Annotated in this window: 11 protein-coding genes; 9 read left to right on the top strand and 2 right to left on the bottom strand. The window is 40.1% G+C overall.

The window, feature by feature from the left end:
• Window positions 1-374 precede the first annotated feature (374 nt).
• Window positions 375-1,907, bottom strand: a complete 1,533-nt coding sequence (locus CAG64_RS07600) for a hypothetical protein (RefSeq protein ID WP_161457772.1) — start codon at window positions 1,905-1,907, stop codon at window positions 375-377.
• Window positions 1,908-2,188: 281 nt separating this feature from the next.
• Between CAG64_RS07600 and CAG64_RS07595 the strand changes: the two genes are divergently transcribed.
• The 7 genes from CAG64_RS07595 (at window position 2,189) to CAG64_RS07555 (ending at window position 7,213) form a co-directional block, all read left to right on the top strand.
• Window positions 2,189-2,590, top strand: coding sequence for a hypothetical protein (locus tag CAG64_RS07595; RefSeq protein ID WP_161457771.1), 402 nt, complete (start codon window positions 2,189-2,191; stop codon window positions 2,588-2,590).
• A gap of 146 nt (window positions 2,591-2,736) precedes the next feature.
• Complete coding sequence (locus CAG64_RS07590; protein WP_161457770.1) at window positions 2,737-2,892, top strand: hypothetical protein; 156 nt, start codon at window positions 2,737-2,739, stop codon at window positions 2,890-2,892.
• Window positions 2,893-3,416: 524 nt separating this feature from the next.
• Window positions 3,417-4,547: a DUF3800 domain-containing protein gene (locus tag CAG64_RS07585; protein WP_045458300.1), complete on the top strand. Its 1,131-nt coding sequence runs from the start codon at window positions 3,417-3,419 to the stop codon at window positions 4,545-4,547.
• A gap of 368 nt (window positions 4,548-4,915) precedes the next feature.
• Window positions 4,916-5,476 (top strand): hypothetical protein, encoded by a 561-nt coding sequence (locus CAG64_RS07570; RefSeq protein ID WP_161457769.1) that lies wholly within the window; start codon window positions 4,916-4,918, stop codon window positions 5,474-5,476.
• 152 nt (window positions 5,477-5,628) lie between these two features.
• A complete protein-coding gene (locus tag CAG64_RS07565) occupies window positions 5,629-6,099 on the top strand; it encodes a dual specificity protein phosphatase family protein (RefSeq protein WP_161457768.1) in 471 nt (156 codons plus the stop codon).
• Window positions 6,100-6,236: 137 nt separating this feature from the next.
• A complete protein-coding gene (locus CAG64_RS07560; RefSeq protein ID WP_094151011.1) occupies window positions 6,237-6,521 on the top strand; it encodes a hypothetical protein in 285 nt (94 codons plus the stop codon).
• Between the two features lie 116 nt (window positions 6,522-6,637).
• Window positions 6,638-7,213 carry a hypothetical protein gene (locus tag CAG64_RS07555; protein WP_161457767.1) on the top strand — a complete coding sequence of 192 codons (576 nt, stop codon included), beginning with the start codon at window positions 6,638-6,640 and terminating at the stop codon, window positions 7,211-7,213.
• A gap of 196 nt (window positions 7,214-7,409) precedes the next feature.
• Here CAG64_RS07555 and CAG64_RS07545 read toward each other — a convergent pair whose 3' ends face one another.
• Entirely contained in the window at window positions 7,410-8,237 is an 828-nt protein-coding gene (locus CAG64_RS07545) for a TIR domain-containing protein (RefSeq protein ID WP_161457765.1), read from the bottom strand.
• Window positions 8,238-8,466: 229 nt separating this feature from the next.
• Here CAG64_RS07545 and CAG64_RS07540 point away from each other — a divergent pair, with 229 nt between their 5' ends.
• Together CAG64_RS07540 and CAG64_RS07530 are read left to right on the top strand one after the other, a co-directional pair.
• Window positions 8,467-8,892, top strand: coding sequence for an N-acetyltransferase (locus CAG64_RS07540; protein ID WP_042764686.1), 426 nt, complete (start codon window positions 8,467-8,469; stop codon window positions 8,890-8,892).
• Between the two features lie 134 nt (window positions 8,893-9,026).
• A complete protein-coding gene (locus tag CAG64_RS07530) occupies window positions 9,027-9,407 on the top strand; it encodes a nuclear transport factor 2 family protein (RefSeq protein ID WP_014232138.1) in 381 nt (126 codons plus the stop codon).
• Window positions 9,408-10,770 lie beyond the last annotated feature (1,363 nt).

Below are 10,770 nucleotides of genomic sequence, written 5' to 3'. Positions count from 1 at the left end.
CTTGCAGGCTTTTGACACATTGCCGAGTTCTTCTGCAAGATTGAGTAGGCCAGCTTTGTGTTTGATGATTGGGTTGCTAGTATGAAGCATGAGAGTTACCTCTTATTGTCTTTGATTACGGATTCAGCACCTTTAATCAAAGTGGGTAACTCTCTTCTTTTCAAATTGAAGTGTCAGATCTAGTCGGAACTAATACAGGTTATCAAAAGGCAATTGAAGTTCACAATCAATTCTTTGGTCAAAAAATATAACAATCTGCTCAAGACGGACTATCAACGTTTGGCGATTTTACCTCTAATCAGGCATAGTGATTACGGTGGCTAGTTTAAGTATCGTGGTTTGCGTTTCTAGCCACTTAGCAGGGCGTTAAGTGCCTACTCATGACTGGTGACAACCAGTATACCTTCTTCGTCAAAGTGAGCTTCACAAGTATCGTATAACGCGGTTAGTTCCACGTCTGAAATCGATTCATAGGAGCAAATTGGCTGCACTAATTCAGCACGTACTATTGCGAACTTTGTACCTGATTGCTTGTTTGCGTGAAGCCCAAACATTCCGCCTACAATTACTTTCCCAAGGTTGATAAACATAGCTTGTAAGAAAACGAAACTTTTCGGGTTACCAGGTATCGGTTCTTTGGTGTCTATCCAGCCATTCTCAATATCGTTTTTTAGAAAGCTGTCAATTAGTACAATATTTTGCTCCTGACAAATGATTTGGTTGAAATTTGCTTCAGTAGTTCTATCAATTTCGAACGTGTTTAAGATGCTTTCTAACCCTTGTACAAATTCTTGTTTGTATGGCTCGGTCATATTTAGGCCAATATTAAATTTGACTGTTGTTTCAATTAGGCCTTCAACTTCCATAATCAAACGCTCTTCGGTTCTAGAAAATACTTTGAGCATTGACAGTATTTCATTGACTTCACAGTTTTGGTGTAGAGTGAATAAAATTTTATATGTATTTGTACCTACTTTGAGCCCTTCAAGTACGAAGGTAAACAAAGCAGTTTTAAGCAACAAAACTTTCTCATCATTGTGTAGTAAAGGATTAATAGGTAATGTTATAAGCTCTGCATCAAAAGATATTGCTGGCGAATACTTACTAGTCTTTATTCTAATCTTGCATTTTGTTGTGCTTTCGCTGCGAATAGTCAGTTTTGCTGCCTCTGATTCAGAGATCAGGAATTTATCGTTCTTAAGGTTGAACCGCTCGTCTTTAACAATGAACTTATCTACGTCTATGGACTCTCTTAAACCCAATGACATTTCAATGAAATGCTGTTTGTTAAAGTTGTCTCTACCAAAAGTACAAGTCATAGTGATTCCACCATCTTCGTAACCAGCATTGTTTCTAAGAGATTGTTTGTTCTCAATGTACGCATTTACACATTTACCAGAAAGTCTTTCGATTACTTTCCTTAAAGCATCCCCGCTGAGGTTACTCAATTGGTGAGTTGCATTGTAGCTTATTGAAACCTTGATCTTGTTCAGTTCTTTTGGACAGTCTAGTAAGTCGTTTTCTCTTAGTTTTTTTAGTGTTCGCTTAATTATATTGTCACTGATATGTACCAAGTAAGCATTCTCGATAGTCGGCTGAATGTCACTATCGTATTCAAGAAATAGGATAAATGCAGGGTAGTTGTAGTTAACTAGACGCTGAAGAACTGACAACTTTATTCCAAGGCGCTTGTCTTTTCTCTGCGTAGCTTTTACTTGAACTTTACATTCAAACGGTATTGTAACGCGATCTTTTGGCGCGTTACTATGGTGTTCAGTTGGAAATTCTACTAAGTAATCCCAACCGGCAACATCCTCATCATTTGAACTATTTGTGATCAGTCCAGCTTGGGTGCACCATCGTACGAAATCGGTTTCCCCCAGTTTCCCTAAATTAACTTTTACCATAGTTCCAAAGATTTACATTGCACATGATGTATATAGTATCATAAGCAAATATGGCGCAAAAAGGCACTTAACAAAGCATTTAAGAGTGATTCCCAACGCTTGGCATTTATCATTCTATGGGTGGGTTTTGTATTTACGGTGCAATGTTTAGGTGAGGTGGTAGCGTTGCTCACACCTTAATGCGGCGTTATAAGTACAAGTTCACATAGCATAATCATGGAAATATGAATCTGTTTCTGAAGTATGTATCCTGCGAGAATAATGGAAAAGAGGAGCACGTAGTGGAAGTAGCAGTAGAAAAAATCGAACAAATAAAAACTGTATTACGCAATGCAGCGAGTATGAGGCGTGTCGTACCTTACGGTGCAATATATAGTATCTTTGATGATTATTTCGAGAAGTCAGAGGCAATTAATCATGCTGTTATTTGGACTACTTTTGAGTCAGCGTGTGAAGAGTTGGCTTCTCCAAAAGTAGCAATTTATGGTTCGCTTTTATCAAAAAAATCTAACGGCGGGTTACCTGGCGATGGTTTTTTCGACTTATTTAGGTCAATGAGGCGCACTGAATATGATGAAATTACTTGTGGCAATGGTATTGAGTCAAATCGAATTCCTCGCGATAAAATGCAAGAGATCGCTAATGCAGAGAGACAACGTGTCTTTAGGCATGCACTTGCGTAAGTTCTTATAACAAAGCATTTAAGAGTGATTCCCAACGCTTGGCATTTTTCGTTCAAGGTTGGGTTTCGTGTTTATGGCGCAATGCTTTAGGTTAAGTGGTAGCGTTGCTCACACCTTAATGCGGCGTTATACCAAGGAGTAGTATCATGGCTGTAGAGTCTACGGAATCTTTTCAATATATGTCTGAAATGATGGGTGTTTTACAAACTTTAGCTGGTGCGGGGATCGCCTTTGGTGCTACGTATTTTACTACCAAAGACACAAAAGCTAGAGAATCTTTACTAGCACTTTCCGCTAGATAAAGAGAAAGAATAGAGCGCATTTATTATTTGTTAGTGTTGGTCAGGAAAGATGTACTCGAAGATTCGCAACAATGTATAAGTCATATTAACTTTAACACTAAATATCAAGTGAGAGATGTTCGTGATTTTCCGCCGCTGCTTGAGCTCGAAATGTTAGTTGAACTGTACTTTCCAGTGCTTGATGAGTATTTAACTGCACTAAAATCCAGCGTAGCGAACTTTACTAATAAAAAAATTGGTTTTTTGTCTAACAGATTATGAATCTGCCCCAGAGCCCTTAAAGAAAAAGGATAGTGGAGAGATTGTAGGGTTAACAATGAAATTTAGCGAGACACATAAGCAGTTTCAAGCCAAATTAAAGGAGCTCGCAAAGGTATAACAAGGCGTTTAAGACGGATTCTCAACGCTTGGCATTTTCGGTTTGCTTTGAATTTAGTGTCTACGGCACAATGTTTTAAGTTGGGTGGCGGCGTTGTTCACCACTTAACGCAGCGTTAAGGCGCAAAGTTTACAAAGGAACATTTATGTACTTTTATGTCGATGAAAGTGGTCAAACGGGTTTAGAGCTGTTTGATGAGCATCAACCATTTTTGTATTACGGAGTGTTGAGCTCAAAACTGAATCTAGATGTATTAGCTCTAGATGCTGTCAAAAAGTTGCGAACACAACTACAAGTTGAGCGATTACATGCAGCTGAGCTCGGAAATGGGCGTCTAATCGAAATCGTTAAAGATCTCGAGAAGATACAGAAAAAGTATGACATCAAATTTGACTTTTATCGTGTAGCAAAAGCAGATCATGCGATTATTGCTTTTTTTGACCAAGTTTTTGATCAAGGTGTAAACCCAGCTATTACTTGGACAGGGTACTGGACGCCAATGCGATATGTGTTGTTATTAAAGGTCGCTTACCTATTTGATGAGGAAATGGCAAAAGAGGCATGGACGGCGCGTATTACCATTAAAGATGAGTTGGCAAATAAGCATTTAATTAACGTTTGTAATAGTGTGTTGGATAGGGTTCACTGGTTGCCCGATGAGCGCTCAAAAACACTTATATCGGATGCGTTAAAATGGGTTATCAAGAACCCAAGCAAAATATTTTACAACGCTGCATCTAAAAAAGATCGACTACAAATATCACCGAACTTGATCGGTTTTCAATCGGTGTTACACGGTATTGCAAATAGACTCGAAAAGTCAAAATCTAAGTCCAAGAAAGTAATTGTCGATAGACAATCTCAATTTAATAAAGCTCAAGAGATAATTACCGAACACTATCAAAATGCCTCCAAATTAGGTGAGCCAATGGCATTGGGTCCTGGACTCCCAACTATAGATTACAGTCATATGCCAACAGTTCCTATTGAATGTACCCCAGGTACGAAAAGTGTAGGTTTGGAGCTCGTTGATATATACATATGGATTTTTAAACGTCATATAGAGGGTAAAGATCTTGCTCCTCAACTGTATCCGCTGATTAAAAAGCAATTGAAAAAAGGGATGTACGACGAAGTGTCAATAAACGCCATCTCAAATCGCTGGGAAAAGTGGTTTTCTGAACTCCCAGAACCGTCAGAAGAAGCTTTAGCTAAGGGGAAAGAATTACTTGCGATGGACGAAAATCGAAGACAACAGCATGTAATTCGTGATTAGCGCCTTAACAAACTGTTTAAGAGTGATTCGCAACGCGTGGCATTTTTACTATGCGTTGCGTTTGGTGTTTAAGGTGGTATGCGGCGGCATCNAAACGCCATCTCAAATCGCTGGGAAAAGTGGTTTTCTGAACTCCCAGAACCGTCAGAAGAAGCTTTAGCTAAGGGGAAAGAATTACTTGCGATGGACGAAAATCGAAGACAACAGCATGTAATTCGTGATTAGCGCCTTAACAAACTGTTTAAGAGTGATTCGCAACGCGTGGCATTTTTACTATGCGTTGCGTTTGGTGTTTAAGGTGGTATGCGGCGGCATCGGTATTGCGTTGCTCACACCTTAACAGGGCGTTATGAAACTTTGAGGACAACATGGCATTAAATGAGGCATTTTCCACAATATTGGCAGCAGCAGGTAGTGTCGCTGCGATTGGTTTTCTTGCTAAATTATTCGCTAACTCAATAGCCTCAGCAGCGATTAAGAGATATGAATTAGTAAATGCTCAGGCTTTAGAAGAACAAAAGTTAACTCACCAGAAAGAGTTGGAAGATATAAAGTCACAGTTGGTAAAGCTCCAAAAAGAGCACGAAATAGTCTTTGGTAACTTGTACGTCAAGCGAGAGAAAGTAGTTATAAACCTCTACAAGCTCATGAGCGAACTTGCATTATTGGCTGAACACAAACGAAAAGACTCCAGCATAGAAATTAACACTAAGTGTGCGGCTTTAATTGACTATTTTGAACTAAACCGCTTGTACTTTCCCCAAGATATTGCAAGGGAAATCAATGACGTAATAAATACGGTATTTCATTTAGGTAACGGCCCTGAACATGAAAAATATGAACAGCTAGTGTTTCAGCTAAAAATACAGGTTTATGATCAAATGGAATCTGCGTTTAGAGAACTGCTTAAAATCGAAGACTATCGATAACCAGTTTCATAACAAGGCGTTTTAGGCAGATTCACAACGCCTGGCGATCTCGGTTCAAGCTAGGTTAAGTGTTTAAGGTACAATGGTTTAGGTTTGATGGTTGGCGTTGTTCACCACTTAACGCGGCGTTATGTGTTTGAAGGAGAAAACTTATGCAGCAGCTATTTTTTGTGGAAGAATCGGTGGCTGGTAGGTGTGGTCCTGATAGCTGCATGTGGAACCTTGATGAATTACATAATAATAACGTAGCAGCTATTCTTTCCGTGAATGACGGTGAAATGGTGCATGTTTCACTTTTAGAGACCTTGTGTATTGCTTACAGAAACATCCAGCTTTCAAGTAATGCCCCACCTCTTGATGGAGACCTAGAGCTTTGTTTAAAGTCTCTTCCTCAAATAGTCAGTTTTATCGAACAGCATAAGTGTAATGGTTTGGTCATTGTCCATTGTAAATCAGGCAAAGATCGCACAGGTTTAGCCTTAGCCGCATATTTTATGCGTACAAGAAACTTACTGCCCAATGAGGCGATTGAAGCTGTAAAAAATTTAAGGAGTATTGCTTTTACTGCTCCTGGCTGGGATGAGTTTTCGTTGAAGGTTCTGCGTGCATTGAGACACACATAACAAAGCATTTAAGAGTGACTCACAACGCTTGGCGATTTCAGTTTAAACTTGGTTTTAGTGTTTAAGGAGCAGTGGTTTCGGTTAGGTGTTAAGCGTTGTTCGCACCTTAATGCGGCGTTATGTAGCAAGAGGAACTTATGAAAATCGATAGCACCAATATCAAGTACACAGATTTGTCAGATTGCCTCCATATGAAGATCTCGATTATTGGTAAATCAAATAGAAAAGGCAGTGGTAAAAGTGTCGGTGGGCAAGAAAACTGCTCTGGATTTAACGTTAATAAATATGTTTTCGATGGTATGTCAGTCAATGAATACCAAACAATGATAGCTAAACGATTTCTCAAAGAAGACCCGCAGTTCTCACTGACAAAGCACTTAAAGTACGATATTGAAAAAGGGTTTTACGAACTGCGCGATTAACTACATAACAAAGCGTTTAAGAGCGATTCCGCAACGCGTGCCAGTTTCGCTTCGCTCACAGTATGGCACGCATCACGTCACGCCTTAACGCGGCGTTATATTTAATGGAGGATCTGATGGAGTTACCAGCTACGGTATTTGTAGCCGGGGGAGCAATTATAGCTTCCCTAATTACAGGGCTAATTACGTTCACAAATATATTGATATCAAAAGATCAAAAAACGTCAGAGTTCAGACAAGACTGGATTGACCGCGTAAGAGGTGAAATTTCGGTGTTTATATCTTCGGTGGCCGATTTTACCTCCCACCTTGTAGCTAAAAAGGACGATCAAGATGCATTAGATAAACTCTATGATGAGAACATGAAATTAACTAGTGAAATAGTTCGTAGTTACAACTCGCTTAGACTTCATTTAAACAAAGTTGATGACAAAGCAATAGTCGATATTCTAGGTGAACTGTATGAGTTCGCAGCAAAAGGTGAAATCGACTTCGAGGTTGAAGATGTTACTAAAAAAGAAAATGAACTTATTGCGTTAACACAAGATATGTTAAAGAAAGAGTGGACGCGCGTTAAAGCCGGTGAAAAAACATATCAGTTTATGAAGTGGTTTGGGCTCTCTATGATTATTGCTCCACTTTTAGTTATCGCTATGAATTATCAATATATTGCTACATTCTTGGCACCGTAGTTTAAATATAACAATCTGTTTAAGAGTGATTCGCAACGCGTGGCATTTTTACCATGCGTTGGTTTTAGTGTTTAAGGTGTTATGCGGAAGCTTCGGTATTGCGTTGCTCACACCTTAACAGGGCGTTAACTGTATACGTCGATACGACTTGGAAGCAGACATAGACCAATGAAAACAGAGGCCTATGCTTTCTACGTTAAATTAGGTCGTTCATATCAATGTTATAACCAGACTGCTTCATTTCCTTTGTTAGTTGCAACTGCCATGCGGCGGCTTCATCGATATTTATATAAACGACGCCACTTATATCATTTGGTAGCTCAATTGGCTGTTCCACTAAAGCCGCAACGTTCTCACGCCCTAGCTTACCTATGAGGTATCCATGTTCAAAGACTACATTTTGACGAGCTCGTCCATTGAGTTCATCTGCTTTGATTTTTATGTTGCCAATATCATCTGGGGTATATAGAACAATGGCGAAGCCAACATTGGAATAGTGCTCAATTTTTTCGATAATCGTTCTGCCGGAACTAGCTTTTTCATGCAGAATGATCGCTTCTAAGCCAAGTTTTTCAACAAAGCGAGCTGCTTTCGTTTGTGCAGCGTCATCGTGTCCGTGAACAATGAAAACTTTAGACTTATCAAGAATATGTTCTTTCTTAGATGGAGTGAGTTCTTGTAGTCGCTTTTTGTAGCCAGGAGGTCCAGCTATAAAGTCGTCTGTAACGTCTTTTGAGCGACTAATTGCCGTTTGTGTATAAGATGGACCGCCAATAACAGCGACTGAGGAGTTCATGTCTTCTGCACGTATAGCGGGCACATAAGACTCAATTGTTTTTTCACTAAAGTAAAACTTAATTCTTTCTATGTCATCTGGCGTAACAGTTTTGCCGTTAATCAGAATAGGCTGCCCTTGTTCATATGGTTCTACATAGCGTGATACAAGCTGATCGCGAGTGAGGTCTGTCTTGTATTCACCATACCAGTTATCTGACTTTGGTTTTATTGTAACGTGATAGTACATTTGGGTTCCTTCTTAAGCGCCATACGGACAAAACTTATCATACTATATATTGTGCTTTATCTATACATAGCAACAAGTTACGTCGTGGTATAGTATACAGTTAACAAAGCATTTAAGAGTGATTCGCAACGCTTGGCAGTTTCGCTTCGCTCAAGTATAGCCAAGCGCTGCTCACACCTTAATGCGGCGTTATATTGCCCCGATAAATTCTGCTATTTAGAGCTTTAAAATGATAAGAAAGTACAACGAAAATGACATGGATTCAGTTCTTGAAATTTGGCTTAAAGCGTCAGTTAAAGCTCACGATTTCATTTCGGCTGAGTTCTGGGAATCTCAAGTAGAAAACATGCGTAGCATCTACATTCCAGCTTCAGAAACTTACGTTTACGAAGCTGAGTCGAAAGTAGTTGGCTTTTACGCACTGTATGAAAATAGCCTAGCTGCTATATTTGTCTCTCCTGAACTTCAAGGTAAAGGCATTGGTAAGCAACTATTGAGTCATGCTAAAACTCAGAGGGCGGAATTGAGTCTTTCTGTATACAAGGAAAATCAGGCTAGTTATCAATTCTATTTGTCTCAAGGCTTCAAAGTCGTGAGTGAGCAATTGGATGAGCACACTGGACATCCAGAGTACACAATGAGTTCGGGCATATAACAAACTGTTCAAGAGGGATTCGCAACGCGTGGCATTTTTACTATGCGTTGGTTTTAGTGTTTAAGGTGGTTGGCGGCGGCTTTGGTATTGCGTTGCTCACCCCTTAACAGGGCGTTATGTGCTTGGAGAAAATCATGAACTCAAAGGAAGTCGTCCTAGCTTTTTGGGATGCGATGAAAACAAACGACTTTGCTAAAGCAAGCGAGTGGCTTAGCCCAGACTTTGAGGGTTTCTGGCCGCAGTCTGGTGAACTCATTATTGGCCGAGACAACTTTACGGCTATCAATTCCTATTACCCAGCGAATGGTATTTGGGAGTTTACAATTCACTCTGTAGTTTGCGACGGTGAAACAGTTGTCACTGATGTATCAATTACAGATAGCGTCCAAAAAGCACGAGCTATAACTTTTCATACCGTTGAAAATGGCTTAATAAGTAAGCAAAAAGAGTTCTGGCCAGACCCAATGGAAGCACAGGCATGGCGGGCAAAATGGGTCAGATTAGTGCAAGATTAAGCTACGCACCTAACAAACAATTTAAGAGTGATTCGGCACGCGTGGCATTTTTCGTATGCATTGGCTTTAGTGGTTAAGGTGGTATGCGGCAACATCGGTATTGCGTGCCTCACACCTTAATTGGGCGTTAGTACGGGTTTGACATCAAAGGTCATAAGTTTTGGTGTTAATCTGTTTTGGCGCTCGTATTTACACCTTTCAGTTAGTGCCTTTCACGTTCTTTCCGGTGGCACTATATGCGGAGTGTTCGCTTTGATTTCACCGTTTACGGCTTCTAACTCTTAGCCTATTTCTTTGGCGCTTCTTCATTTTTGTGGTGGTTTTTGAGAGAGCCTTGGTTATTTTTGGTGTGGCTGTTGAAGTACGAGGAAAGAATCCTTTTCTAATTTGAAGCTAGTGCAAGTTGGGCAGTTCAGTGCGTTTTTCTTCTAGCCAACTTTCCTCTCTTAATCGGTGTAAGGTTTTGTAGCTGCCCGTCTCACTTCAGTATTCAAAGACTTTCATATCATGCCACTTTTCAATATCTTGGAGCGCATAAATAGAAGTAGCGCATGTACTAACAAGTTGCTTAAGAGTGATTCGTAACGCGTGGCATTTTTACTTTGCGGTGGCTTATGGTGATTAAGGCGCTGTGCGGTAGCTTTTGTATTGCGTTACTCACACCTTAGCAAGGCGTTAGTTGCCAAGGGGAAAACGCAGCTAAAGCAGAATATATAGGGCTAATATTCGTGCATTTTTGGCTCGGTTTTGTATTCCAAATTTTAGTCTTTTGGGTTTGAGCAAATCAGGCTTTGGTTTTTGTGGCCGGACTTTCTGTTTCAGAAGTCGATTCACTTGTTGAGAGTCAGCTCTGTGATATTGTCTTTCCAAATGAGCTTTTTAGTGTTGTTAGGATGTGTTCTACGGCGCTGTTTATTCCAAGTGGCATCAGTGACAGGCGCTTTGAAACTGCGCCTGATTTGAGTTTTTTAATACACGTAAAGCTAGCGTTGGCAAAGTGACAATTAACTTCAAATCAAAGGGTTAAGTTTGGCAACTAACAAAGCATTCAAGAGGGATTCACAACGCTAGGCAGTTTTGGTTTTAATCAGCTTAAGTGTTTACGGCACAATGGTTTAGGTTGGGTGGTGGCGTTGTTCACCCCTTAATGCGGCGTTATGCGACTAAGCAAAAAATCTTCTCTATCTCTCTTTCTCGCTCTCTTTGGCCATCAGTTTTTCGGTGTCGGCAATTCAGCATTGTCGGCCTAAATTCTTGAATTACTCAGGCCGTAAAACATACCAAAATTCGTGGGTTGCCTCATTGATTTTCGGAGTTGGTTGGTGGTGAGTTTGGCTGGCTCAAATCGCTGAAAGGGCAAGTC

Origin of the sequence: Vibrio sp. V38_P2S17PM301 (assembly GCF_009904845.1) — a bacterium.
GTDB lineage: Bacteria > Pseudomonadota > Gammaproteobacteria > Enterobacterales > Vibrionaceae > Vibrio > Vibrio proteolyticus.
Note: the sequence above shows the minus strand (reverse complement) of the source record. Positions and strands in the feature narration are given on the sequence as shown.

Bases quoted from the DNA above. Each gene is read 5' to 3' on its own strand.
- CAG64_RS07600 (WP_161457772.1), bottom strand. From the start codon at position 1,907: ATGGTAAAAGTTAATTTAGGGAAACTGGGGGAAACCGATTTCGTACGA.
- CAG64_RS07590 (WP_161457770.1), top strand. From the start codon at position 2,737: ATGGCTGTAGAGTCTACGGAATCTTTTCAATATATGTCTGAAATGATG.
- CAG64_RS07585 (WP_045458300.1), top strand. From the start codon at position 3,417: ATGTACTTTTATGTCGATGAAAGTGGTCAAACGGGTTTAGAGCTGTTT.
- CAG64_RS07570 (WP_161457769.1), top strand. From the start codon at position 4,916: ATGGCATTAAATGAGGCATTTTCCACAATATTGGCAGCAGCAGGTAGT.
- CAG64_RS07565 (WP_161457768.1), top strand. From the start codon at position 5,629: ATGCAGCAGCTATTTTTTGTGGAAGAATCGGTGGCTGGTAGGTGTGGT.
- CAG64_RS07560 (WP_094151011.1), top strand. From the start codon at position 6,237: ATGAAAATCGATAGCACCAATATCAAGTACACAGATTTGTCAGATTGC.
- CAG64_RS07555 (WP_161457767.1), top strand. From the start codon at position 6,638: ATGGAGTTACCAGCTACGGTATTTGTAGCCGGGGGAGCAATTATAGCT.
- CAG64_RS07545 (WP_161457765.1), bottom strand. From the start codon at position 8,237: ATGTACTATCACGTTACAATAAAACCAAAGTCAGATAACTGGTATGGT.
- CAG64_RS07540 (WP_042764686.1), top strand. From the start codon at position 8,467: ATGATAAGAAAGTACAACGAAAATGACATGGATTCAGTTCTTGAAATT.
- CAG64_RS07530 (WP_014232138.1), top strand. From the start codon at position 9,027: ATGAACTCAAAGGAAGTCGTCCTAGCTTTTTGGGATGCGATGAAAACA.